This window comes from Streptomyces sp. NRRL F-5123 (assembly GCF_000721495.1).
In the GTDB taxonomy this organism is placed as follows: Bacteria; Actinomycetota; Actinomycetes; order Streptomycetales; family Streptomycetaceae; genus Actinacidiphila.
In genome coordinates this window covers 21,249-43,913 of record NZ_JOHY01000052.1, presented here as the reverse complement: position 1 = coordinate 43,913, position 22,665 = coordinate 21,249, and the positions used below count along the sequence as shown (strand labels likewise).

25 protein-coding genes and 1 pseudogene are annotated in these 22,665 nt (G+C 74.6%); 17 read left to right on the top strand and 9 right to left on the bottom strand.

Annotated elements, in window-relative coordinates:
• Nucleotides 1–1,326: condensation domain-containing protein (locus IH54_RS0130630; protein WP_031523097.1), on the bottom strand; the 1,326-nt coding region annotated here is incomplete at its 3' end.
• Nucleotides 1,327–2,102: 776 nt separating this feature from the next.
• Here IH54_RS0130630 and IH54_RS42055 point away from each other — a divergent pair.
• The gene (locus IH54_RS42055) at nt 2,103–3,884 is read left to right on the top strand and encodes a condensation domain-containing protein (protein WP_031523095.1); all 1,782 of its coding nucleotides are present in this window, start codon (nt 2,103–2,105) and stop codon (nt 3,882–3,884) included.
• A 59-nt stretch (nt 3,885–3,943) separates the two neighbouring features.
• On the opposite strand, the gene IH54_RS0130620 is transcribed toward IH54_RS42055, so the two are convergent.
• Nucleotides 3,944–4,822, bottom strand: a complete 879-nt coding sequence (locus IH54_RS0130620) for a helix-turn-helix transcriptional regulator (RefSeq protein WP_052398053.1) — start codon at nt 4,820–4,822, stop codon at nt 3,944–3,946.
• 145 nt (nt 4,823–4,967) lie between these two features.
• On the opposite strand from IH54_RS0130620, the gene IH54_RS0130615 reads away from it, so the two are divergent.
• The 3 genes and pseudogenes from IH54_RS0130615 to IH54_RS44875 form a co-directional block, all read left to right on the top strand.
• Nucleotides 4,968–5,408 carry a nuclear transport factor 2 family protein gene (locus tag IH54_RS0130615; protein WP_031523091.1) on the top strand — a complete coding sequence of 147 codons (441 nt, stop codon included), beginning with the start codon at nt 4,968–4,970 and terminating at the stop codon, nt 5,406–5,408.
• Between the two features lie 44 nt (nt 5,409–5,452).
• Nucleotides 5,453–5,839 carry a TraR/DksA family transcriptional regulator gene (locus tag IH54_RS0130610; RefSeq protein WP_031523089.1) on the top strand — a complete coding sequence of 129 codons (387 nt, stop codon included), beginning with the start codon at nt 5,453–5,455 and terminating at the stop codon, nt 5,837–5,839.
• Nucleotides 5,840–6,015: 176 nt separating this feature from the next.
• Nucleotides 6,016–6,624 (top strand): annotated as a pseudogene (locus IH54_RS44875) (transposase); the annotation flags it as partial.
• 71 nt (nt 6,625–6,695) lie between these two features.
• Here the strand turns inward: IH54_RS44875 and IH54_RS44870 are convergent.
• Nucleotides 6,696–7,073: a hypothetical protein gene (locus tag IH54_RS44870; RefSeq protein ID WP_031523085.1), complete on the bottom strand. Its 378-nt coding sequence runs from the start codon at nt 7,071–7,073 to the stop codon at nt 6,696–6,698.
• Nucleotides 7,074–7,139: 66 nt separating this feature from the next.
• Between IH54_RS44870 and IH54_RS47235 the strand changes: the two genes are divergently transcribed.
• The 5 genes from IH54_RS47235 to IH54_RS0130580 all read left to right on the top strand — a co-directional run bounded on the left by IH54_RS47235 (nt 7,140) and on the right by IH54_RS0130580 (nt 9,262).
• Entirely contained in the window at nt 7,140–7,709 is a 570-nt protein-coding gene (locus tag IH54_RS47235; protein ID WP_234344051.1) for an AraC family ligand binding domain-containing protein, read from the top strand.
• A gap of 115 nt (nt 7,710–7,824) precedes the next feature.
• A complete protein-coding gene (locus IH54_RS47230) occupies nt 7,825–8,022 on the top strand; it encodes a helix-turn-helix transcriptional regulator (protein WP_324607832.1) in 198 nt (65 codons plus the stop codon).
• Between the two features lie 125 nt (nt 8,023–8,147).
• Nucleotides 8,148–8,393 carry a toxin-antitoxin system HicB family antitoxin gene (locus tag IH54_RS0130590; protein ID WP_052398052.1) on the top strand — a complete coding sequence of 82 codons (246 nt, stop codon included), beginning with the start codon at nt 8,148–8,150 and terminating at the stop codon, nt 8,391–8,393.
• Nucleotide 8,394: 1 nt separating this feature from the next.
• Entirely contained in the window at nt 8,395–8,766 is a 372-nt protein-coding gene (locus IH54_RS0130585) for a hypothetical protein (RefSeq protein ID WP_031523081.1), read from the top strand.
• Nucleotides 8,767–8,788: 22 nt separating this feature from the next.
• Nucleotides 8,789–9,262 (top strand): hypothetical protein, encoded by a 474-nt coding sequence (locus IH54_RS0130580; RefSeq protein WP_234344049.1) that lies wholly within the window; start codon nt 8,789–8,791, stop codon nt 9,260–9,262.
• Between the two features lie 11 nt (nt 9,263–9,273).
• Here IH54_RS0130580 and IH54_RS0130575 read toward each other — a convergent pair whose 3' ends face one another.
• Nucleotides 9,274–9,753, bottom strand: coding sequence for a macro domain-containing protein (locus tag IH54_RS0130575; RefSeq protein ID WP_031523078.1), 480 nt, complete (start codon nt 9,751–9,753; stop codon nt 9,274–9,276).
• Between the two features lie 295 nt (nt 9,754–10,048).
• Between IH54_RS0130575 and IH54_RS0130565 the strand changes: the two genes are divergently transcribed.
• The 7 genes from IH54_RS0130565 (at nt 10,049) to IH54_RS0130535 (ending at nt 18,427) form a co-directional block, all read left to right on the top strand.
• Nucleotides 10,049–10,510 (top strand): hypothetical protein, encoded by a 462-nt coding sequence (locus IH54_RS0130565; RefSeq protein ID WP_031523076.1) that lies wholly within the window; start codon nt 10,049–10,051, stop codon nt 10,508–10,510.
• Nucleotides 10,511–10,828: 318 nt separating this feature from the next.
• Nucleotides 10,829–11,509, top strand: a complete 681-nt coding sequence (locus IH54_RS0130560; RefSeq protein WP_031523073.1) for a response regulator transcription factor — start codon at nt 10,829–10,831, stop codon at nt 11,507–11,509.
• Nucleotides 11,506–12,762: a sensor histidine kinase gene (locus IH54_RS0130555; protein ID WP_234344047.1), complete on the top strand. Its 1,257-nt coding sequence runs from the start codon at nt 11,506–11,508 to the stop codon at nt 12,760–12,762. Before IH54_RS0130560 ends, IH54_RS0130555 begins: the two co-directional genes overlap by 4 nt.
• Before the next feature lie 388 nt (nt 12,763–13,150).
• Nucleotides 13,151–14,725, top strand: a complete 1,575-nt coding sequence (locus IH54_RS0130550) for an NAD(P)-binding domain-containing protein (RefSeq protein ID WP_031523068.1) — start codon at nt 13,151–13,153, stop codon at nt 14,723–14,725.
• Nucleotides 14,722–15,792, top strand: coding sequence for an alpha-hydroxy acid oxidase (locus IH54_RS0130545; RefSeq protein ID WP_031523065.1), 1,071 nt, complete (start codon nt 14,722–14,724; stop codon nt 15,790–15,792). The genes IH54_RS0130550 and IH54_RS0130545 overlap by 4 nt, the downstream gene beginning before the upstream one ends.
• Entirely contained in the window at nt 15,789–17,165 is a 1,377-nt protein-coding gene (locus IH54_RS0130540; RefSeq protein WP_031523063.1) for a cytochrome P450, read from the top strand. The genes IH54_RS0130545 and IH54_RS0130540 overlap by 4 nt, the downstream gene beginning before the upstream one ends.
• Nucleotides 17,162–18,427: a cation:proton antiporter gene (locus IH54_RS0130535; protein ID WP_031523060.1), complete on the top strand. Its 1,266-nt coding sequence runs from the start codon at nt 17,162–17,164 to the stop codon at nt 18,425–18,427. Before IH54_RS0130540 ends, IH54_RS0130535 begins: the two co-directional genes overlap by 4 nt.
• A gap of 48 nt (nt 18,428–18,475) precedes the next feature.
• Here the strand turns inward: IH54_RS0130535 and IH54_RS0130530 are convergent, their stop codons facing one another.
• From IH54_RS0130530 to IH54_RS0130510, 5 genes are all read right to left on the bottom strand, one after another.
• Entirely contained in the window at nt 18,476–19,963 is a 1,488-nt protein-coding gene (locus IH54_RS0130530) for a class I adenylate-forming enzyme family protein (protein ID WP_031523058.1), read from the bottom strand.
• Nucleotides 19,956–20,210, bottom strand: coding sequence for a hypothetical protein (locus tag IH54_RS0130525; RefSeq protein ID WP_031523055.1), 255 nt, complete (start codon nt 20,208–20,210; stop codon nt 19,956–19,958). The genes IH54_RS0130530 and IH54_RS0130525 overlap by 8 nt, the downstream gene beginning before the upstream one ends.
• Before the next feature lie 115 nt (nt 20,211–20,325).
• Nucleotides 20,326–20,979 (bottom strand): helix-turn-helix transcriptional regulator, encoded by a 654-nt coding sequence (locus IH54_RS0130520; protein ID WP_031523053.1) that lies wholly within the window; start codon nt 20,977–20,979, stop codon nt 20,326–20,328.
• Between the two features lie 103 nt (nt 20,980–21,082).
• Nucleotides 21,083–21,256, bottom strand: a complete 174-nt coding sequence (locus tag IH54_RS45830; RefSeq protein ID WP_159012175.1) for a hypothetical protein — start codon at nt 21,254–21,256, stop codon at nt 21,083–21,085.
• A 79-nt stretch (nt 21,257–21,335) separates the two neighbouring features.
• Nucleotides 21,336–21,707: a winged helix-turn-helix transcriptional regulator gene (locus IH54_RS0130510; RefSeq protein WP_052398050.1), complete on the bottom strand. Its 372-nt coding sequence runs from the start codon at nt 21,705–21,707 to the stop codon at nt 21,336–21,338.
• A 49-nt stretch (nt 21,708–21,756) separates the two neighbouring features.
• Between IH54_RS0130510 and IH54_RS0130505 the strand changes: the two genes are divergently transcribed.
• Nucleotides 21,757–22,638, top strand: coding sequence for an MBL fold metallo-hydrolase (locus IH54_RS0130505; RefSeq protein WP_031523049.1), 882 nt, complete (start codon nt 21,757–21,759; stop codon nt 22,636–22,638).
• The last annotated feature ends 27 nt before the right edge of the window (nt 22,639–22,665 follow it).

Here is a 22,665-nt window from a genome sequence, read left to right as displayed (position 1 = left end):
CGTCACCGGCGGCAGCTCCACCACCGGACCGTCCCACGACGCCAGCAGCTCCCGCTCCGCCACCGGCAGCAACTCCAGCCCGCTCACCGGCAGTTCGGGGTCGGCAACGATCGACACCAGCAGCTGCCGGTAGCGCTCGCCCATCCGCTTCGCGGTCGCGTCGTCGAAGAGGTCGGCGCTGTGGATCAGATAGGCCAGCAGCGAGCCGTCAGGCTGCTCGCGCAGGTCGAGCGACAGGTCGCAGCGGGCCGGGTGCCAGCCCAGCGGGAAGGGCCCGGCCTGCAGCCCGGGCAGCGGATCGGCGACGTCCCCGTACGTGTGCAGCGCGAACATCGCCTGGAAGATCGGCGTCCGGCTCAGATCCCGCTCGACGCCGAGCGCGCCCACCAGCTGCTCGAACGGTACGCCCGGGTGGGAGAGCGCCGACAGCACGGTGCGGCGCGTGGCCCGCAGCAGCTCGCTGAAGGCCGGGTCACCGCCCACGTCGCACCGCAGCACCATCGTCGTCGACAACAGGCCGACGACCGGCTCCAGTTCCGGCCGCCCCCGCCCGGCCGCCGGGGTCCCCACGCAGAAGTCGGTCTGCCCGCTGTGCCGCGCGAGCAGCACCTCGTACGCCGCCAGCAGCACCATGTACGGCGTGCAGCGCACGCGCCGCGCCAGCTCGTGCACGGCGCCGACCAGCGCGGCGGGGAGCGCGATCTCGGTCTGGCCGCCCGCGGACGTGCGCTCGGCGGGGCGCGGCCGGTCGGTCGGCAGCTCGAGGTCCGGCGCCCCGGCCAGCCGCTCGACCCACCACCCGGGGTCGCCGGGTGGCTCGTCCGCCGCGGCCAGCTCGCTGTACTGGACCGGCAGCGGCTGCAGCGCCCGGCCCGCGTACAGAGCCGCGACCTCCTCCTGGACGACGTTGAGGGACCAGCCGTCGCCGTTGATGTGGTGCAGCGTCACGCACAGGACGTGGTCGTCCGCGGCCAGCCGCACCACCGTCACGTGGAAGGGCGGCTCCGCGGCGAGGTCGAAGCGCCTGTTCGTCCGCTCGGCGACGATCCGCCGGGCCTCGTCGGCGGACGCGGCGTCGACCCGCTCGGCAACGACGGGTGCCGGGTCCTCCACGATGGCCCTCGGCTCGCCGCCCGCGTCGGTGAAACGGGTCCGCAGGGCGTCGTGCCGGGCGACCACGGCGGTGAAGGCCGCCTCCAGCGCGGGCACGTCCAGCGCACCGCGCAGCCGGTGGGCGTAGGCGAGGTTGTGCGAGGGGTCGTCCGGGTCGAAGGCGTTCAGGAACCACAGCCGCTGCTGGCCGTACGTAAGCGGTCCGGTCTTCACTCGTCTTCTCTCCGGGGTCAGGGGGGCGGTTACGGGCGGCGCCCGGTACGGCAGGTACTTCGGGCGGTGCGGGGCTGGGACGGCATGCGGTGCGGGGCCACCTACGGCGTGCGTCGGTCGGCGGCTCCGGACGGTACGGGCTACGGCTGGGGCGGTACGGCAACGGCTCGGGGACATGTGAGCGGCGCTGGGCGCCGGAGAGGCCGCCCCCGCTGCCTGCTCCGGCGCCGGTCGGCGCGCGGCACTCCCGCGTCCTCCACCTCCCGCGGCACTCCCGCGTCCGGCACCCTCCCGAGGGCACCGCGCCGGCACCGGCCACCGGCGGCAACCGGGCGCGGCTGCCAACCGGCGAACGGACGAGCGGGGTGGGAGCGCTCCCGATGTTCGGCCGCTATATCAGCAGCCGTACATCCCGCCGGTCAAGAGCCAACCGCCGTACGGTTTCCGGCCGGGCCGTCCGTACCCCGCGCCGGCACCCGCGCCCGACCGTGCCTCTGCGCACCGCTCCCGGCCTGCCTCACCTGCCCCTACGGCGGAACGTTGACGCCTCGACGGGCAACTGGCAGACTGACGCGCGTCCGAGGATATTGGTCTAGACCAATGATGTGATGCACCACCGCGAGCGTGCCGAGCCGCCGGCCGCCCCGCGTGCACACCCCGTACCCGTACCCGCCCGCCGCGGGGGAGCCGCCCTGTCCCGGGAGCGCTCCCGCCCGGCGTGCGGCGCACCGGGTGCGTCCCCGGCTCGGCCCGGTACGACAGGAAGGCGGCAGCACATGACGGCCGACGCAGGTGTGCCCGGAATCCGGCCCCGCCACCGCACGATCGACGTCCACGCCCTCCCCGCCCCGGGGCCCGCGGAGGGCCCCCTGACCTGGGCCCAGCAGCACATGCTCACGCTCTTCGAGGAGCTGCACCCGCAGACCGACCCGCTCAACCTGCGCTTCGCCGCGAAGCTGCGTCCCGGCCTCACCGAGGACGAGGTTCTCGACGCCCTCGCCGACCTCGTCCGCACCTACGACACCCTGCGCACCCGCTACGCCGTCACCCCGGACGGCCCGGTCCAGCGGGTCTCCGCCGCCGTACGGCTGCGCGTGGCCGTCCACGACTGCCCCGCCGAGGCCGGCGAGACCCTCGCCACCCAGGTCCTGGCCGAAGCCGCCGCCCGACCCTTCGACATCGGCGCCGAGTGGCCCGTCCGCGCCGCGATCGTCGTCGTCGACGGCGCCCCCCGCCACCTCCTCCTCGCGCTGTGCCACCTCGCGGTGGACCACGAGGGCGCCGAGTGGATGCGCCACCACCTGCGCGCCCTGCTCCCGCCGCAGCCGGCCCGCGCCCCCGTGCCCGCGACGCCGTACCGGATGCTCGGCGAGGCCGAGCGGGAGCGCACGGCCGCGGGCGTACGCGGCGGCGTGCGGGCGGTCGCCCATCACGAGCGCACCTTCGCCGCGATGCCGCAGACCATGCTGCCGCGGGCCCTGGCCGAGGCGGAGCCGCCCCGCTACCGCTACCTCGAATTCCACTCGCCCGCACTCGCGCTGGCCCTGCCCGCGCTCGCCGCCCGGCACAACTCCAGCCCGGCCACCGTGCTGTTCGCCGGCCTGGCCGCGGTCTCCGGCTTCGTCGCCGGACTGCCCCGCGCCTTTCTCCAGTTGACCGTCGGCAACCGGGCCCGGGCGCGGCTGCACGGCGCGGTCGGCATGTTCACCCAGGACGTCCCGGTCGCCGTCGACCTCACGGACGCCACGGTCGCCGACGTCATCGGCCGAGCGACCCCGGCGGTCTTCCAGGCCGCCCGCTTCGGCGCCTACCCGCCCGCCGACCTGGCAGCCGCGCGCCGCGCCGCCGAACTGCGCCGCGGTGTCGCCTTCGACCTGTCGTGCTGGCTCAACTACCGCACCTCCGCCGAGCACACCGCGCCCGCGACCGGCCGCCCCACCGCCGCCGAGCTGGACCGGGCCGCGGCCCGGACCCGCTGGCGCTGGCTCGACGGCACCGACAACAGCACCAGCACCTACTTCGTCTTCGCCGACAGCAGGCCGCGCAGGGTCACTCTCACCACGATCCTGGACACGGCCCTGCTGCCCGCAGCGGAAGCCGTCGAGTGGCTGCGCGCGGTGGAGCGCGTGCTGTGCGCCTCGCTCGGTGGCGACGTCGCGGTGGCCGCGATCGGCGAGCGCACCGGGCTGGCCCCCGACCCGCGCGGCGACGGCTGGTTCCTGTCCGACGCGGGCTGGGCCCACCTCCCGACCGTCACCGACCTGGTGCGCCGGACCTCGGCCGCCGAGCACGCCGCCGTCCTCGCCGAGCCGTCCGCCGAGGGGCCCCGCCTCGTCGCCTACCTGCAGGGCGCCCGTACCCCGCCCGACCCCGCAGCCCTCCACGCGGCCTGCACGGCAGCCCTCCCCGGCCTGCGCACCGCGGTCGCGCCGCACGAGTACGTGGTGTGCGCGGGCCCCCCGCCCCGTTCGCCGGACCCCGCCGCGTGGCGCCGGGCGCCCGTCCTGGCCCGCGGCACCGGCCGTTCCTCCACCCTGCCGGAGCCCCACCCGGCCTGACACCCCGTCGCCCGCGCCCGGAAGCCGCCGCCGCGGCCGGGCCGCGAGCGTCCGACCGGTCAGGAGGGGGAGGACGGCCCGGCGCCCGGGGACTGCGGCGGCTGTTCCGCGAGCCGTCGCAGCGCGTCCTCGGCGGCGGTGCCGGGCGGCGCGCTGTAGACGACCACGCTCAGGCCCGAGCCGTCCGGCAGGCTCATCGTCTCCTGGTCCAGCTCCAGCTCCCCGACGAGCGGATGCCGCAGCCGCTTCGTGCTGTCGCGGAAGACGTGCACGTCGTGCGACCCCCACATCACCCGGAAGGCGTCGGAGCGGGTGGACAGCTCACCGATGAGGTTCGACAGCTCCCGGTCGTACGGGTTCTTGCCCGCCTCGACGCGGAGCGCGCCCACCGCGAAGCGCGCCATACGCTCCCATTCGGGGTAGAACTCCCGGGCCCCCGCGCTCAGGAAGGCGAACCGGGCGACGTTCCCGCCGCAGCCCGGGTCGGCGTACAGCTGCGCATACAGGGCGCGGCCCAGCGCGTTGGCGGCCAGCACGTCGAGCCGGTTGTTCATGACGTACGCCGGAAGCCCCGGCATGCCCTCGACGATCCGCGCCACGCTCGCCCGTACAGCGGGCCGCGCCCCGCCCCGCCGCGCCCCGGCCGACCGCGGCGCCGGCCCGGCGGCGCGCGCGAGGTCGTACAGGTACATCCGCTCGGTGCCGTCAAGCCGCAGGGCCTGTACGAGCGCCTCCAGCACGCTGTCGGAGACTCCGTGCAGATTGCCGCGTTCCAGCCGCGTGTAGTACTCGACGCTCACTCCCGCGAGCGCCGCGACCTCGCCCCTGCGCAGCCCGGCCACCCGCCGCCGCCCGTACACCGGCAGCCCCGCCTGCTCAGGGGTGACCTTGTCCCGCCGCGAACGCAGGAAGGCGCTGACGGCGTCCCGGTTGTCCATGAGGACAGCGTAGGCAGCCCGCCCGCCGCGAGGGGGTCCCTGCCGTTACCCCTCACGGCGCGGACTCCCTCGCCGCGCCCGTGCGCAGTTGCATGGTGAGCGCCCCGGACGGCCGGGGAGGACCGACAGCGAAAGGGACACCGCCATGAACGACCCGCACCGGACCGTGACCGAGAACCCCGCGCACGTCGTACGCGGCCTCTACGACGCCCTCGGCAAGGGCGACGTGCCCGGCGTCCTGGCCAGGCTCCACCCCGACGTGGTCGTCGACGAGCCCGCCCCGCTCCCGTACGGCGGCGTGCACCGCGGGCGTGAGGCGTTCGTCCAGGGCGTGCTGGGCGTGATGACGGGCCACGCCGGTGTCGCCCTCACCGCCGTCGAGGTCTTCACCGGCCCCACCGGGGTCGTCGGGCGGCTCACGGGCACGCTCACCGCCCGCACCACCGGTGAGGTGTTCCCGCTGACCATGGTCGAGATCCACCGGGTCGAGTCCGGCACCGTCCGCAGGATCGACGTGTACGTCCAGGACCCGGGCGCGCTCGCCGCCTTCTACGCGCGTGCCGCCGCCGGGGCGGGGGCACGCTGACGGGCCCGAGGAATGCCGGTGGCGACGGCGGTGTTCGTACCGGAATGAGCGATTCGCACGGGGAAGCGGCGCCCGGCGTCGACACCGCCGCCGTACGCGAGCGGCTGGACGAGGCGCGGGAGGACGCGGCCGCCCAGATCGCCGCGCTCGGCCGGGACATCGACGCGATCGTTGCCGCGAACGCGCTCGCGGCGGTCGACGACGAGCACGACCCCGAGGGGTCGAGCACCGCGTTCGAGCGCGCTCACACCGCCGCCCTGCTGGACCAGGCCCGGCAGCGGCTGGCCGCCCTGGACGACGCGCTGGAACGCCTCGGCCAGGGCGCGTACGGCCGCTGCGAGGGCTGCGGCGAGCCGATCCCGCCCGAGCGCCTCGCCATCCTCCCCGCCGCCGCCCTCTGCACCCGGTGCGCGCAGGCCCGCGGCCGCTGAGGTCCCGAAGCCGCCGGTGCGGAGGGGCACGGCTCCGCCCCCGGTGAGGGCCCGGCGGCGGGCTCGCCGGACCTGGGACGTTAGCCCTCGGCGGCTGCCCGCGCCGCGTCCTGTCCTGGGCCCGCCCGCAGGCCGAGCGGCTGGGGAGGGCATGCGTGGTCGCGGTACTGGACCGGGCCGCCGCGGAACGCTTCCCGGACCGGGTCTTGGCCTTCGACGAGTTCGGGCCCCTGGGGATCCGGCCCACTGCAGGCTCCTGCTGGGCGAAGGAGGGCAAGCCCAACCGGCTGCCGGCGACCTACCGCCGCACCCACGGCGTCACCTACTTCCACGGCTGCTACTCCGTGGGCGACGACCGCCTGTGGGGCGTCAACCGCCGCCGCAAGGGCACCGCCAACACCCTGGCCGCGCTCAAGTCGATCCGCGCCGCCCGACCCGACGGCGCTCCGATCTACATCATCCTGGACAACCTCTCCGCCTACACCGGCGCGGGCATCCGCCGCTGGGCGAAGAAGAACAAGGCCGAGCTGTGCTTCACCCCGACCTACGCTTCCTGGGCCAACCCGATCGAGGCCCACTTCGGCCCGCTTCGGCAGTTCACCCTGGCCAACTCCCACCACCGCAGCCACCCCGCGCAAACCCAGGCACTGCACCGCTACCTGCGCCGGCGCAACACCAACGCCCGCCACCCCGACGTACTCGCCGCCCAACGCAAGGAACGCGCCCGCATCCGCAGCGAAAAGGGCATCCGCTGGAGCGGACGCCCCCTCAACCCCGCGGCCTGACCAACCGCGAACCGCAGCTCCCGAACGCCGAAGGGGCAAGTTCAGGAGAAGAACAGCGACCAAAGGATGACTCAGGAGGCGGACGGCTCGATCTCCCCCGCGAAGACGATGACCTGGTCGATGAGGCTCCGTCGCAGATGGACGACGTCTGTTCCCGCCAGGCGGAGGCCTCCATCAGGCGTGGTGAAGACCCACTGGTACCGGGCCCATTCGTCAGGCATGTCCACCGCTGAGCAGCGCACCATCGTGCCGGTCCCCGCCGGGTGGCGCCGGATGTCCAGCACGAACCGCTCGACCGCCGCGATTCCTTCGCTGCGGCCCAACGGTCCCCAGAAGACCACGTCTGAGGTCAGGGCCTGGGAGAGCAGGGCAGTCACATAGCTGTCGTTCGAGGCGTTGAACGCGGAGATGAACGTGTCGATCGCGGAGCGTGCGGTCTCTTCCTGCATGCCCCAGTAATACCAGCCGTTTCGCGTGCGCTCGTCCCACGAGCCGCCTTCCGATCACAGTGCACCATGTCACAGCACCAGCGGCCGACGGGCGGCAGCGCGGGCGAATCGCTGGAGGTGCACGCGCTGGAGGTCGCCGACCCCGCGGTGCTGCCCTTCGTGACCGGCACCTTCGACCCGATCGGCCCGCCGGCCACCGCCGCCTTCCCGCACCGCCACAGCTTCTACGAGATCGGCCCGGTCACCGGCGGACGCGGCGCGCACGTCGTCGACCTGACGCCGTACGACCTCGCTTCGCCGTACCTGTACGCGCTCGCCCCCGGCCAGGTCCACCACTGGCAGGACGCCGAGGCCCTGGCGGGCCGGGTGCTGCTGTTCACCGAGGACTTCCTCCTCCCGCACCCCGGGGACGCGGCCGTCGTCCGCTCCCTGAGCGCCCGCCCGCTGCGGCCCGCCCCCGACGAGTACGCCGCGCTGCGGGCGCTGCTGGCCGAACTCGACCGCGAGTACCGCGGCGCGGCGCACGGCCGGGTGAGCATCCTGTCGTCCTACCCGCACATCCTGCTGCTGCGGCCGGCCCGCCTCCCCGGCCCGCCGGCCCGACCGCGGAGCTGGCCGACCGCTTCCGCGACCTGACGCCCCGGCCCGGCGGCCCGCTGCGCTCGGTGGCCGAGTACGCCCGCGAGCCCGGCGTCTCGCCGGGTCACCTGCACACCGCCGTCAAACGCACCACGGGCCGGCCCCCGGCCGGCTGATCCGCGACCGCCGGATCCTGGAGGCCAAACGCCTCATCGCCGCGACCGGTCTGACGATCACCCAGGTCTCCGCATCCGTCGGCTTCGCCGACCCCGCCTACTTCTGCCGCCTCTTCCGCCGCGAGACCGGCCTGTCCCCGGGCGAGTTCCGCCGCGCCCTCGGCCCCGGCGCACCGCCGCCGTCCGGCCCCTGACCCAACCCGCCGCCCCGCACCGGGCCTTGGCCCGGACCCGGGCATCGACCGGACGCGCGAGCCCCAAGGCGCCCGAAAATGCCGTACCCGCACCCCTGCTGTACGTCCTGCTGTACGGTCGAAACATGTCGAAGCAGGTGACGATCCGGGTCTCCGAGGAGCTCCACGCCCAGCTGAAGCAGCGGGCCGAGTCGCAGGGAACCACGGTGACCGCACTCATCACCGAGGCCGCGCACAACGCCGTCCGCGACCCCCGACTCGACGGCGCGGCCGACGCCTTCCGCCGGTTCGTCGCGGAGAACGCCGCCGACTTCGACGCGGCCTTTCCCGGCGACGCCCCCGCTGCCGCGGACGCCTCGCGGGCGGCGTGAGGTGGAGCTGCACATCGACGTCCGCTGGCTGCTCGAACGCCAGGCGGAGGTCCTGCCCAAGCAGCCCGAGGTCCACGACTTCTCGGGCCTGGCCGCGGCCGTCGCCCGGCACCGCGTGGGCGTACCGGCGGTCGGCGCCGCCGTCGACAGCGCCTGGCGCGCCGCCGCCCTCCTGCACACCGTCGTCAGGCTCCGCCCGCTGCCGGCCCGCAACGCCCTGTACGGTGCCGCCGTCGCGGTGGCCTACATGAACGCCGCGGGCGAGGCCGTCGCCCCGCCGCGCGGCGCGATGATCGACCTTGCCCGAGACATCGACGCCGGCCGTGCCGACGGGTACGACACGGCCGACCGGATCCGCTCCTGGCGGGTCTGACCACCCGGAGGGGGAAGCCGGCATGGCCGACGGCGGCGAGGACCCGCAGCAGATGGTGCGGCTGCGCTACCACCTGTACGTCGAGACGCTCCGCGCCCGGATGCCCCAGGCCCAGTTCGACCTGCTCATGGAGGTCATCCGGCTGTGGGCCGGGCACGGCGGCGGCACCGCCCGGCTGCACTTCACGACCGAGGAGGAGCGCGACCTGTTCACCCCTGAGGTGCAGCAGGAAATGCTGAACCTCATGGGCCTGCTCGGCGCCATGCAGCCCGGCCACGAGGACCGCGCCGACCACGTCGTCGCCCAGCTCGGCGACGGCGAGCACGTCAAGGGCGCGATGTCCCTCGTGCCGCCCGAGGTCGCCGCCGACCCCGAGCGCCTGCGGGCGCTGCGCGACCGCATCGACGCCCGGCAGCACCAGCGCCGCCTCGACGAGGAGGAGGTCGACGGCATCGCCCGGGCGTCGGGTATGCCGCCGTCGGACGAGGACGGCTGACTGCCCGGCCGTCAGTCGTGGTCGTACACGGTGACGGCCACGCCCGCACCGGCGAGCCGCGCCGCGACCAGCGGCTCCACGCGCGCCCACGTACCGCCCGCCAGCCCGCAGCCTATGCGGGGCATGTGCACGGAGGCCCCGAGCTCCCGCGCCCGCTCGGCCAGGACGCCGAGGGCGGTGCCGATCGCCTCGTAGCGCACGGGCGCGCCCTTGCTGCCGGTGCGCATACCGTGCTGGCCGATCATGTTCGCCACCCACAGCAGCCGTTCGACCTGGACGATCTGCACGGCCCCCAGCCCGAAGTCGTTGCGCGCCCGCCCCCGGTGCCACCGCCGGTAGGCCGCCTCGGGCTCGGCCCAGCGCCTGGAGACCGCCAGCACGAAGCCCTTCCCCCAGCCCCCCAGGTCGTTGCAGACATGCGCGATCACCTTCGGGCCCTTTCCCAGCGGCGTTGTCGCGTCCCCGCGCACGTACGCGATCTCCCCGGTCACGGACCGAACGCTACCCGCAGCCACTGACAACGGGCCTGCCAACTCCCGCGGCTGCCTGTCCGCGGTTCCGGGGAGCGGCGCCTGCCCGGGCGCCGCCACCTCCTGGTCCGCACGAGGAGGAGACCGGGCCACGCGTCGCCCGGTGAAGGAGACCGGCGGGCGCCGCCGGACGCCTACCTTCCTGGTCCACACCGCCGAGGCCGTGGCGGCCCTGGCCCCGCGGCCGCACGGCCGCGCGGATCGGTAGGGTGGAGGCTCGGCGTTTCGCGGGCGCAGGCAACGGGGGTGGGAGTCGGTGGAGGACGCGGTCGTTGCGGTGGCCGGTACGCTGCTCGGCGGTCTGCTGACCGGACTGCTCCAGTCCCGCAGCGCCCGCGCGGAGCGGAAGGCGGCCCGTGCCGACCGCCGTGCCGATGACCTGCGTGCCGCGCTCGGCGCGCTGGTGGAGGTGACAGGCGATCACCGGCGTGCGATGTGGCGGCGCGAGCACCTGCGCCTGACCGGAGCCCCGGCAGCCGAGTACGAGGGCGCCCGGGCCGAGAGCCATGCGACCCGTTCGGCTGTGACCGCTCCGCTGGTAGCGGTGTCCGTCCTGGAGCCGGCTCTTGCTCCGGTTGCCCGTGCCGCCGCCCAGGCCGCTTTCGACATGCGCGGCGCCGCCGATCTCGATGCCCTTGCCGCTGTGCGGGAACGTGCGATCACGGCCACCGACGACCTGGTCGCCGCGGCCGGCCGTGCGGTGCGGCAGCCGGACTGACCACGGCCCGCGCCCGGGCCACCGGTTGTGCGCCCGGCTCCCGCTCCTCCTCCCGGGAGTCCGCGCCCTGGCCACCGGACCACTGCTCCCACGGACCGCACGGGGTGTCGCCCGGCACCCCCGCTCCGCCGACCGTTCGCCCACCCGCGGCCCGCCCGTGACCCCGCTGTTCCCCGCCCCGGCGCCGAAGCGCTCCACGGCCGGCAGCCGTGATCGCTTCCTCGCCGCCCTCCCCGGGCGAGGGCGGCGCCGCCTTCCCGGAACTCAGATCTCCTCCAAGGACGTTGGTGGGAGGACGCGAGTGACGGGAAGTGAGTAATGGGACACGGACAAGCACCGGATGCCCCACGGCTGCTGCTGGTCGAGGACGACCGCGAGCTCGGGGCCATGCTTCTCGACGTGCTGGGGGACGAGGGATACGCGGTCGACCTGGCGAACGACGGCCAGCGCGGTCTGCACCTCGGGCTCTCCCGGCAGTACGACGTGCTCGTCATTGACCGGCGCCTGCCGGTACTCGACGGCCTCGACCTGCTCGGCAGGCTGCGATCACGGGCGGTCCGCGCCCCGGCGCTCGTGCTGACCGCGATGGGGACCGTGCGCGACCGGGTGGACGGACTGGACGCGGGAGCGGACGACTACCTGGTCAAACCCTTCGTGCTCGACGAACTCAGCGCACGATTACGGGCGTTGTGCCGACGTGCGGGTGGTTCCGGCGACGTCCTGAGGATCGGCTCGGGTTGGCTGCACGTGGGCGACCGCGAAGTCGAGCTGGCGGACGGCGAGCGGATCGCCCTGGCGGCGCGGGAGTTCTCGCTGCTGTGGGTGCTGGCCGCGCACCCGGGCATCGTGCACTCGCGAGCGGAGCTGCGCAGGAGGGTGTTCCAGGAGGCGCCCGCGTCGTCCATCGTCGACACGTACGTCTACTACCTGCGCCGCAAACTGGGACGGCACGTCGTCCGCACCGTGCGCGGGCTGGGCTACTGCCTGGGGACCATGTGAGGACGGGAGCGGTACCGCCCGAACGGACGGCGGTGCGCCGGGCGCGGCTGCGGATCGCCCTGATCACCGCGGCGGTCGTCACCTTGCTGATCACGGCCGTCGGATGGGTCTGCGACACCGTGACGACGCGCGCGCAGAACGAGCAGGTGTGGCGGGAACTGCGCTTCGGCGCGGCAGTCGGCGACCTGTCGAAGCCGCCGGTGTGCACCTGGCTGTTCGCCGACGGCGTGTCGCCACTCGCCAACGCGCCGGCCGGCTTCCCGCTGAGCGGGGACGTCGACCAGGTGCGCCGGACCCACCGCGCCGTGGAGCGCACGCTTCGTCGCGACGGCACGGTCTACCTGGTCCGCACGCAGGCGCGGGCGGACGGGCCGGTCGTCCAGGCGGTGTTCGACATGCGCTACCAGCTGGCCGACCGTACCCACCTGTGGTCGGCGCTCGGCGTCTCCGAGGTGATGGGGCTGCTCGCCTCGGCGGGCGTCGGGGCTCTCCTCGGGCGGGTGTCCGTGACGCCGCTGGCCGAGGCGCTCGCGCGGCAGCGACGCTTCGTCACGGACGCCAGTCATGAACTGCGCACCCCGATCACCCAGGCGTACACGCGGGTGCAGGTGCTCTCGCGTCAGGCCGCCGCGCAGAAGCTGCCCGCCGGGCACCGCGAGGGCCTGGACCGGCTGACCGGATCGCTCGGCCGGCTCGGTGAGGTACTCGACGACCTGCTGTTGTCCGCCAGCCTGATGGCCGGCCCGGCGCGGCAGTCGGAACACCGGCCGCTCGACCTGGCGGCCCTGGCCCGGTCGGTGGCCGCGGAGGAGTCGGAGACGCTCGACGGCCGCCTCACCCTCCAGGTGGAGGCCCCACCCCACCCCCTGCCGGTGAACGGCGTCGAGTCGGCGCTGCGCCGGGCCGTCGGCGAACTGCTCTCCAACGCCGTCCGGCACACACCGGCGGGCGGCCGGATCGAGATGACGCTCAGCCGCGCCGACGGCATGGTCGCGCTGACGGTCGCCGACACCGGACGCGGTTTCTCCTCCGCCGAGGCGGAGCGGCTGTTCGAGCGCTTCCACCGTGGCGGCGACGACGGCCGGTACGGGCTGGGGCTCGCACTGCTGCGCGAGGTCGTCACTCACCACGGCGGCACGGTCACCGCCTCCAGCCGGCCGGGGCACGGTGCGCGGTTCACCATCCGCCTGCCGGGCTGCGCCCCCCCGCTCACCCACGCTCCGGCGCACCGGGCGACGGCAGGCCGAAGGTGACCGTCAGCCGGCGGCGGTGCGGACGTCCGCGTCCAGCGGGCGGTCAGGTTCGACGGGAGGCCCCCGTTGCGGACGGGTCCACCAGCAGGTCGAGCTGACGCCCGGCCGGCGTGTCCGGCGAGGGCGCCGAAGCCGGTGGCGGTTCCGTAGATCCGGGGCCCTGCGTCGCCGCCGTCGCCGTCCCGGAGGGCGCGCAAGAGGCGTCTGCCGCGCCCGGTGCGCGCCCGGACGTCGTCGTCCACGACGACGGTCGGCGGTGCGGCGGCCCGGCGCAGGGCGGCAGCGCCGAGGGGGCCGGTGAGACGGACGGTCCGCGTGGAGGGCACGCAACCGGAACCTGGGCGGGCAATCTCAGAGCGCTCTGAAAACCCGTGGATAGCTTCCGGGCATGACGCACGACTACGTGATCATCGGAGCGGGTCCGGCGGGCCTGCAGCTTGCGGCCCTCCTGGAACGTGACGGCGCCGACTACGTCGTCCTCGAGCGCGGAGCGGGCCCCGGCACCTTCTTCCGGCGGTTTCCGCGCCACCGCCGTCTCATATCCAACAACAAGGTGCACACCGGGTACGAGGATCCGGAACTGCGGCTGCGGATGGACTGGAACTCCCTGCTGAGCGACGACCCCGAGCTGCTGTTCACCCGCTACAGCCCGAGGTACTTCCCGCCCGCCGACGACATGGTGCGCTACCTGACGGACTTCGCCGCCCGGACGGGTGTCGAGGCGCGGTACGGCACCGAGGTGGCGAAGGTGTCCCGCGACAGCGGCGGTTTCACCGTCACCGACCGCGCCGGACAGGTGTGGCGGGCCCGGCGCCTGGTGGTCGCCACCGGCGTGTCCCTGCCGTACCTGCCGCCGATCCCGGGTGTCGAACTGGCCGAACGCTACGACACCTTCGACCCGGCCCCGGAGTCCTTCACCGGTCAGCGGGTGCTCGTCATCGGCCGGGGCAACTCCGCCTTCGAGACGGCGGACAGCCTGATGGAGCACGCGGCGGTCATCCACGTCGTGGGCCCGGGTTCGCTGCGGCTGGCCTGGCGCTCGCACTACGTGGGCCACCTGCGCGCGGTGAACAACAACTTCCTGGACAGCTACCAGCTCAAGGCGCAGAACGCGCTGCTGGACGGCCGGGTCCTCGCCGTACGCCGGGAGGCGGACGGCTTCCATGTGCCGGTGGCCTTCGACCGGGTCGACGAGGTGGTCAAGGAACTCCGCTACGACCGGGTGATCCTCGCGACCGGTTTCCGGTTCGACGCCTCCCTCTTCGACGAGTCCTGCGCGCCGGAGCTGGTCGTCGACGACCGCTTCCCGGCCACCACCGCCGTCGGCGAGTCGGTGAACGTCCCGGGGCTGTACTTCGCCGGGACGATCATGCAGGGGCACAGCTTCAAGAAGGCCACGACCGGCTTCATCCACGGCTTCCGCTACGCGGTCCGGGCCCTGCACCGGACGATGCGCCTTCGGTACCACGGCGAGGCCTGGCCGCAGGCCGCCCTCGGCACGTCCACCGAGCGGGCCGTCGAAGCGGTCGTCACCCGTGTCAACCGCTCCTCCGCGCTGTGGCAGCAGTTCGGCGTCCTCGGCGACCTGCTCCTCGTCGCCCCGGACGGCTCCCTGCGCTACGCCGAGGAGGTGCCCGTCGCCCACGTGCCGGACGCCGTGCGTGCCGGGGACTTCGGGGCGGTGGAGGCCCATGCCGTGATCACTCTCGAATACGGGGCCGGCCACGACGAGGTCGATCCGTTCGACGTGACGGCGGGACGCAAGTCCCAGCAGGACGTCTCGGGTCTGGACGGCCGCTACCTGCACCCGGTCGTCCGCTGGTACCGCCACGGCGCCTTCGTCGCCGAGCACCACCTCACGGAGAACCTGGAGAACGAATGGGACAGCGAGGAGGTCCACAAGGCGCCGCTGCGCGCGTTCCTCGCAGCCCACGGGAGCCAGGCCGCCCCGGTGACGCCATGACGCTGCGGGCGCTGCGCGAGGCCGCGCGGGAGGTGCTGGACCCCGTTCACTACGACTACGTTGCCGGCGGGGCGGGCGAGGAGCGCGTCCTGGCCGCCAACGAGCGCGCCTTCGACCGCTACGCGCTGCTGCCGCGGGTGCTGCGCGGCAACGAGGTGCGCGACACCGCCGTGGAACTGCCGGGCGCCCGGCGGGCGGCGCCGGTGGTCGTCGCGCCCACGGCCTTCCACCGCCTGCTGCACCCGGACGGCGAGCGGGCCACCGCACGTGCCGCCGCGGCCGAGGGAGCGGTGCTGGTGACCGGTACGGCGGCGACAACCGCGGTCGCCGACGTCGTCGGCGCGGCCCGCGGCGCCGCCCCGGACCCGGCGGTCTGGTTCCAGCTGTACCTGCATCCCCGCGCCGACGTCACGGCCGAACTCGTACGGCGGGCCGCGGACGCCGGCTGCACGGCTCTTGTCGTCACCGTGGACTCGCCGGTCTTCGGCCGGCACACCCGGGACCTGCGCAACGGCTTCACCGACCTGCCGCCCGGATACGGGGCGGAGAACATGCGCGGCCTGCCCGGCACCCCGCCCGGTGCCCTCACCGACATCCCCATGTCACCGGCGGCCACCTGGCGCGACCTCGGCCGGGTCGTGGGCGGGACCGCACTGCCCGTGGTCGTCAAGGGGGTCCTGCACCCGGCGGACGCGACGCTCGCCGCCGACCACGGTGCCGCCGCGGTGATCGTCTCCAATCACGGCGGCCGCCAGTGCGACGCCGTTCCGGCCGCCGTGGACTGCCTGCCCTCCGTCGTCGACGCGGTCGCGGGCCGGGTCCCGGTGCTGCTCGACGGCGGGGTGCGCCGGGGCAGCGACGTCGCCGTCGCCCTCGCGCTGGGGGCGGCGGCAGTCGGTGTGGGGCGCCCCGTGGCGTGGGGCCTCGCCGCGGACGGGGAGCCCGGTGTGCGGCAGGTCCTGGCGACCCTGCGCGACGAGTACGACCACACGCTCGCCCTGTGCGGAGGCAGCCGTAACGCCGACCTGACGCGCGACATGGTGGTCCGCACGGACATGCCGTGGTGAGCCGCGGCACCACCCCCGCCGCGGACGGCACCTGGTGGTTCCCGCGCGCCGTCGTCAGGCTGCGCGGAGCGATCTTCGAGAAGGTCAACGGCGACCGGGCGGTGACCCTCCCCAACGCCACCCACGGACCGGAGGTCTTCGAACGGGTCTACGCCCACCCCGCGGCGGCGGGCCGGAGCGCGGGCGCGGGCCTGTCGGACCTGTTCTGGTACTGGCTCTCGCCGGGGCCCGAGGTCCACCAGGAGCACCTGGAGCCCGGGGAACGCTACGAGGAGGTGGCCGCGGCCACCCGGCGCATCCTGGCCGGGAATTCCGCGGCGCACGAGGCGGCCGCGGCACGTACCGTCGCACGTGTCCTGGACGGACTGCCCCGGCACCGGATCAGCCTGGTCCGGCTGCGGGACCTGATGATGCCCGCGTGGGCGGAGTTCTCCTACGAGCTGGTCTTCAAGGAGCCGTGCCCTCCGCAGGCCAGGGAACTCATCACCGCCCACGCGGGTGACGTGATCGACTCCCTGAAGTGCACCGCGCTGCGCCACCCGCGCCGCCGGGCCCGCCTGACGGCATATCTGCACCGGCGCGTCGCCGACGGCGACGTGCCCCACCGGCTGCCGGCCTCGCTCTCACTGCCCGAGCAGGTGCACTACCTCCAGGGAACCTTCTTCAACACCGCCGTCGTGCAGCTCTCGGAAGCCACCGCCCACCTGCTGCTCGCCCTCGCCCACCACCCCGGCGTACAGCAGCGGCTGGCGGCCGACCCCGGCGACGGCCCCAGCTTCACGCACGTCCTCGACGAGACGATGCGGCTGTTCCCGCTGTTCGGCATCGCGCACCGGATCACCAGGGACGAGATCCCGCTCGACGAGGACACCGTGCTCCCGGCGGGCTCCGTGGTGTGCTTCAGCTACCCCGACTACCACGCCACGGGCTACGAGCGGCCCGCCGAGTTCGATCCCGGCCGCTGGACCACGCTGTCCGCACGCGACGCGCACCACATCCCCTTCGGCATGCCGGCGAACCGCCCCTGTCCGGCATGGCGGCTGTCCCCGCTCGTGCTGCGCGCCGCCACCCGCGAGGTGCTCGGCCGCTTCCGCCTGGAGTCCACCGCCTCGCACACCCGCTCCATCCCGAACCGGGCCCCCTGCCTGCTGATCCCGCGCGCCGCCCCGCCGACGCCGCGCCGCCTGGCAGCGCTCCGCGGATTCGTCAGGATCCGCGACAGGGCCGAGGACGTCACCCGCGGGCTGCGGCAACTGGTGCTCGGCACGGTCATGGTGCTGCACGCCCGCCGGCTGGGACCGGCCGCACGCCACTTCGACGGGGCCGCGGCCGGGAACTGCCCGGCCTCCCGACCGGAAGGAGAGCCCGGATGAGTCCCACGGAACTCGGCCCGGCCTTTTTTCTCGCCACCGTGGCGATCCTGGCCACCTGCCGGCTGGTCAGCCGGCTGCTCGGCCGTCTCGGGCAGCCGCCCGTCGTGGGTGAGATGCTCGCCGGCGTGGTGCTCGGCCCCTCGCTGCTCGGCGCCCTGCTCCCGGGTGTCGAGGACGGCTTGTTCCCCCACGACCTGCGGCCGGTCCTCTACGTCGCCGGGCAGGTCGGCCTCGTCGCGTTCATGTTCCATGTCGGCTGGGACTTCCGGGTGGACCGGCTGCGTTCGGTCGCCACGGCCGCCGCGACGGTCTCCGCCGCGGGCGTGGCCGTCCCCGTCGGGCTCGGCGTCGCCCTCGTGGCGACCGCGGGAGAGCGGACCGGCATCCTGGCCGCCCACGTGTCCATGCCGGTGTCGGCCCTCTTCGTAGGGGTCGCGCTCGCGGTCACCGCGTTTCCGATGCTGGCGCGGATCATCGACGAGCGCGGACTGGCCGGCACACGGCACGGGGCGCTCTCACTGGGGGCCGGCGCGGTGGACGACGTGGTGGCGTGGGTACTCCTGGCGGGTGTGCTCAGCCTGGCTCACGGCTCGCCCGGGCTGGTCTCGAAGGCCGTCCTCGGCGGCCTGGGACTGGTGCTCGTGATGGCGGTGGTGCTGCGCATGCACGGCCGCGTCGCACAGCTCGCCGAGCGGACGGCACCGGAGCACCTGTTCTGGGTGGTGGCCGGCGCGCTCTTCGTCGTGGCCTGGTACACCGATGTCATCGGGCTGTACGCGGTGTTCGGCGCGTTCAGCCTGGGCGTGGTGTTCCCGCGGTCACCGCGGCTGGACCGGACGGTGGACACGCTGGGCCCGGTGGGCACGCTCTTCGTGCCGCTGTTCTTCACCTACTCGGGGCTCAACACGGACTTCACGCTGCTGGGTTCCGGCCGGGTGCTGCTGTTCACCGCCGGCTGCGTGCTGCTCGCCGTGGCCGGGAAGTTCGGTGCCTGCTGGCTCGCCGCCCGCGCCGCAGGCGAACCGAACCAGGTGGCGCTGCGGGTCGGGGCGCTGATGAACGCGCGCGGCCTGATGCAGCTGGTGGCCCTCAACCTGGGGCTGGAGGCGGGCATCGTGACCCAGGCGATGTTCAGTGCCCTGATCGTGGTCGCCCTGGTCACCACCACCATGACGACCCCGCTGCTCGCGCTGATCGAGCGGCGCGACCGGGCGCCGCGCGGATCCGGCCTGGTGCCCGTCGCGGCGGCCGAGGCCGGATGAGCCGCACCGCCCCGGTGCCCGTGCGCCGGGGCGGTGCGGCCCCGCCCGCTACGCCCGCCCGCGCGCCCGGTCCGCGAGCCGCTGCTTGTCCGGCTTGCCGGCCGCGGTGAGCGGCACCTCGTCGATCGGCGTCAGCCGCACCGGCGCGCAGGCCTCGCCGAGCTCCGCGGCCACCAGCGCGCGCACCTCCTCCAGGGTGGGGAGGGCGCCGGGGCCCGCCGCCGGCACGACGAAGGCGTGGACGGCCTCGCCGGTGCTGTCGTCGGGGGCGGCGACGGCATACGCCTCGGCCACCGCCGGGTGCCCGGTGAGCAGCCGCTCGACGGGCCCGGTGTAGTGGACGTTGGCGTTGACGATGACGATGTCGCGGGTCCGTCCGGTGAGCCACAGCCGGCCCTCGGCGTCGAGGTGGCCCACGTCGCGAGTGCGCACCCAGCCGTCGACGAACACCTCGGCGGTGAGGGCCGGATCGCCCCAGTAGCCGCAGCCCTGCCCGGGGGTCCGGACGAAGATCTCGCCGTCCGTGCCCGTCGGGACGAGGCGCCCGCAAGGATCCCTGATCTCCAGGTCGACGGGCGGTACGCCCAGCGAGCCGGGCGCCTCCCACGGGGCGGCCATGGAGATCATGCCGGTCTCGGTCTGACCGTATCCGTGGAAGACGACGGGACCGAGCACCTCGGCTGCCTCGCGCAGCAGCCCCGGCGGCGGCGGGGATCCGGACACCATCAGCGCGCGAGGACGGTCGGTGCCGCCGGGCGACTCCCGCACCTGCGCCACGAGTTTCGCCAGCCGGGCCACGGTGATCACGCTCGCGGTGGCCCGGTGGCGGACGAGGGCGCCGTGGAGGTCGGCGGCGTCGGCGGTGACCAGGACGCCGCCCGCGGCCAGGGTGAGGAGTCCGTATTCCAGCATCACCTGGCTCGCCAGGGTGCCGAAGACGAGGAAGCGGTCCAGGCGCGAGGCGAGTTCGCGGATCGCCGGGGGCCAGACGCCCGGCCGCAGTGCCCAGCCCGCCGTCATCGCCGCGTAGGTCTGCGCGCACGCCTTGGGCTCGCCGGTGCTTCCGCTGGTGTGGATCAGCCGGGCGACGTCCTGCGGCCGGGCGGTGACCTGCGGACGTACCGCGCGGTCCGGCGCGGACAGCAGGTCGGCCAGGGCCAGAGCGGGCACGGGCCCGAGGACGTCCGCGGCACCGGCGCGGTCGGTGACCGTGCAGACTACGTCGGAGACGAGCCGGTGCTCCTGGCGCGGTGTCAGTCCCTGCCGGAGCCCGACGACACGCGCGCCCACGACGTGGGCGGCGATGACCGCGGCGAACGGGCCGGGACCCGCGCCGAGCAGCATCGCGACGCCGTCGCCCGGCCCCACGCCGTGTTCGCGCAGCCCGGTGGCGGCGCGCCGTACCGACGCCAGCAGCCGACTGCCGGAGACGGCTCGGCCGGCGTGCTCGAAGACGGCGCGTTCCCCTGCCTCTTCGAGGAGGTCCAGCACGGACCCGGGGAACTGCTCGGGCCCGCCGGAAGTCCGCTCAGCCAAGGCCGGCCGCCACGAACGCGGCGAGCGGCCGGCGGAGCACGGTCGGGAGGTCCCGGCCGTTCTCCACGTTCTCCGCCACGCGGTGGACCCCGTCGAGGCCACCGTCGCGGTAGTGGCGCACGACAGGGTGCAGGTCGGCGGACTCCCGCGCGTGCTCGACGTCGTTCTCGGCGACCCGCCGGACGGTGATGCCGAACGGGTCGTGGTCGTCGTGCCCGGTCCCGGTGATGAGGTAATCGCGCAGCATGGGGCCGGACGCTACCGGCACGACATCAGAAGCCTCTGAGATTCGCGGGGAGCCCGCCCGCACGTCGTGACTCGTCCCGGGCACGCCCGCATCGTTGTGCCGTCGGCCTTTGTGCTCAGCGGTGTTCGACCACCACGCAGCACATCCCCGGCCGGGCGTCCATGCGTGCGCGGACCGCGCCGTCGCCCAAGAGCCCTTCCAGCAGCGCCAGGTTCATCCCGCAGACCAGCGGCGGAAAGCTCTCGGCGACGGCGTGGAAAGGGCAGTTGTGCATACGTACCGCCGCGGCCGCACCGTCGGCGCCATCCTCGACGCGGGGTTCGTAGCCCCGGGCGGCGAGGAGTTCGGCGGCGTGTTCGAGGCTCGCGCACGGCGGTGCCGCACCGCGCAGGGCCTCGCCCCGCTGCCGGGCTGCCTGGTGGAGCGCGGTGTCCGCCCCCGAGCGCTCGGCTGCTTCGGCGAGCAGTTCGGCGGCGGTGCGGTAGTCGCGCGCGGGCAGCGAAACCGACCGCTCGACCCGGGCGCGCGTGTACACCTTGGCCGGCCTCCCGGCCCCCGGACCCGAACGCCCTGTCAGACGGCGGCTGCCGCTTTCCAGCAGTCCGGCCTCGGCGAGCCTGTCCAGGTGGTGCGCGGCCAGCGTCCGCCCCACCCCCACCGCCTCGGCCGCTTCGTTGCGTCCGACCTCCCGGCGCTGCGCGGCCACGTATTCGTACAGCCGCCGCCGGACGGGGTCCTGCAGTACCGCGATCGCCTCGATGTCCTCCATTCCCGCATTCTAGGAACAACCCCGGTAGGAGATAGAGCGGGCCGACGCTCGCGCTGCTCGCGGCCGGCGGCCCACCCGCCCCTGGCAGGGTGGGGCCGTGCCGTCACTCGTCGCGCGAGCGCTTGACCGCGTACACGGCGAGCAGGACCACGGCGAAGACGGCCAGGATCACCAGCAGGCCGGTGAGACCGAGGCCGCCGGAGCCGCTGGAGCCGCTGTGGGTGTGATGGCGGCTGCGGAAGGCGAGTTGGGCAAGTGTGTGAACCCCGTTTGTCATGCACGGAGTCTATGCGCCGCCCCGTAGTCGCCCCGCCCCTCCAATCCGCCTGCGGACGGGGGTGCGTGCAGGCCTGCCCTCAGGTGTTCGCGGCGGCCCAGACCCCGAGGCCGCGCAGCTGCTCGCGCAACGACCGGCCGCGCGCGGTCAGTGCGTACTCCACCCGGGAGGGCGTACGCGACCCCGCCGGCACGCAGGGTGTGCGGTCGACGAGCCCGCCGTCCTCCAGCGCGCGCAGCGTACGGGTCAGCATCCGGCGGCTGATCCGCTCGATGGCACGGTCCAGCTCGTTGAACCCGCAGGGCCGCTCCGCCAGGACACGGATCACCGCCGGGCTCCACCGGTCGCCGATGGTGCGCAGCACACCGGTCACCGGGCAGGTGTCGTACGCCTCGGCGGTCACGAGCGGCCCGCGCTCGTGGTCCCCGGCCGTGCGGCTGTCAGTGGACATGGAAGTGCCTTCTTTCCAGGCGGCCGGCGGGCGGCGGACGATGCGGCGCATGGACACCATCGAGTGGGGCGGCGTCCAGGTGACGCGTATCGGACTCTTCGAGAACGCACCGCTGACGCCCGCGCATTTCTTCCCCGGCACCGATCCGGCACAGTGGCAGGCCGACCGGTCCTGGCTGGCACCCGAGCACTGGGACCCGCACGCCGACCGGGTGCGGATCGCGGTGCAGGCGTGGCTGCTGCGCAGCGCCGGGCGCACCGTGCTGGTCGACACCGGGCTCGCCACGGACTCGGCCCGCACCGGCGTCCCGGCCGGGGGACCGCCGCTGCTCGACGCGCTGGCCGCGGCCGGGGTCGCCGCCGAGGACGTCGACACGGTGGTGTGCACCCACCTGCACGCCGACCACGTGGGCGGCAACACCGTCCTGGCCCCCTGCGGTGAGCGGGTCCCGGCCTTCCCCCGCGCACGCTACCTCTTCTCCCGGGCCGACCTGGAGTTCTTCGACCCGCGCACGCTCACCGAGCAGCCGGGCCGCAGCGCCGTCGTGTACGCCGAGTCCGTCGAGCCGGTGCTGCGCGCCGGACAGGCCGACGTCTGGGAGGGCGGCCACGTCGTCGACGAGAACCTCCGGCTGGAGCCCGCGCCCGGCCACACACCCGGCCACGCCCTCCTCAGCCTGGCTTCCGGCGGGGAGCGCGCGCTGTTCGTCGGCGACGTGCTGCACTCTCCGGCGCAGGTGCGCACACCGGAGGTCTCCAGCTGCTTCTGCCACGACCCTGCCGCTGCCGCGCGGACCCGGGCACGCGTGCTCCACCGTGCCGCGGACGAGAAGGCCCTGCTCGTCCCGGCCCACTTCTGCGGCACCGGCGCGGTCGAGGTCACCCGCCGGGGCGCGCACGTCTTTCTGGGCCGCTGGGCCGCGTTCGGCTGACCGGCCGCGTGCCCGCCCCGAAGCCGG

Excerpts from the sequence above, each read along its gene's own strand:
- IH54_RS47235 (WP_234344051.1), top strand. The coding sequence starts at position 7,140 with ATGTCACAGCACCAGCGGCCGACGGGCGGCAGCGCGGGCGAATCGCTG.
- IH54_RS0130560 (WP_031523073.1), top strand. The coding sequence starts at position 10,829 with ATGGGACACGGACAAGCACCGGATGCCCCACGGCTGCTGCTGGTCGAG.
- IH54_RS44870 (WP_031523085.1), bottom strand. The coding sequence starts at position 7,073 with ATGCAGGAAGAGACCGCACGCTCCGCGATCGACACGTTCATCTCCGCG.
- IH54_RS0130520 (WP_031523053.1), bottom strand. The coding sequence starts at position 20,979 with ATGGAGGACATCGAGGCGATCGCGGTACTGCAGGACCCCGTCCGGCGG.
- IH54_RS0130510 (WP_052398050.1), bottom strand. The coding sequence starts at position 21,707 with ATGTCCACTGACAGCCGCACGGCCGGGGACCACGAGCGCGGGCCGCTC.
- IH54_RS0130580 (WP_234344049.1), top strand. The coding sequence starts at position 8,789 with ATGGCCGACGGCGGCGAGGACCCGCAGCAGATGGTGCGGCTGCGCTAC.
- IH54_RS0130615 (WP_031523091.1), top strand. The coding sequence starts at position 4,968 with ATGAACGACCCGCACCGGACCGTGACCGAGAACCCCGCGCACGTCGTA.
- IH54_RS42055 (WP_031523095.1), top strand. The coding sequence starts at position 2,103 with ATGACGGCCGACGCAGGTGTGCCCGGAATCCGGCCCCGCCACCGCACG.
- IH54_RS0130620 (WP_052398053.1), bottom strand. The coding sequence starts at position 4,822 with ATGGACAACCGGGACGCCGTCAGCGCCTTCCTGCGTTCGCGGCGGGAC.
- IH54_RS0130590 (WP_052398052.1), top strand. The coding sequence starts at position 8,148 with ATGTCGAAGCAGGTGACGATCCGGGTCTCCGAGGAGCTCCACGCCCAG.
- IH54_RS0130545 (WP_031523065.1), top strand. The coding sequence starts at position 14,722 with ATGACGCTGCGGGCGCTGCGCGAGGCCGCGCGGGAGGTGCTGGACCCC.
- IH54_RS0130610 (WP_031523089.1), top strand. The coding sequence starts at position 5,453 with ATGAGCGATTCGCACGGGGAAGCGGCGCCCGGCGTCGACACCGCCGCC.
- IH54_RS0130535 (WP_031523060.1), top strand. The coding sequence starts at position 17,162 with ATGAGTCCCACGGAACTCGGCCCGGCCTTTTTTCTCGCCACCGTGGCG.
- IH54_RS0130550 (WP_031523068.1), top strand. The coding sequence starts at position 13,151 with ATGACGCACGACTACGTGATCATCGGAGCGGGTCCGGCGGGCCTGCAG.
- IH54_RS0130505 (WP_031523049.1), top strand. The coding sequence starts at position 21,757 with ATGGACACCATCGAGTGGGGCGGCGTCCAGGTGACGCGTATCGGACTC.
- IH54_RS0130525 (WP_031523055.1), bottom strand. The coding sequence starts at position 20,210 with ATGCTGCGCGATTACCTCATCACCGGGACCGGGCACGACGACCACGAC.
- IH54_RS45830 (WP_159012175.1), bottom strand. The coding sequence starts at position 21,256 with ATGACAAACGGGGTTCACACACTTGCCCAACTCGCCTTCCGCAGCCGC.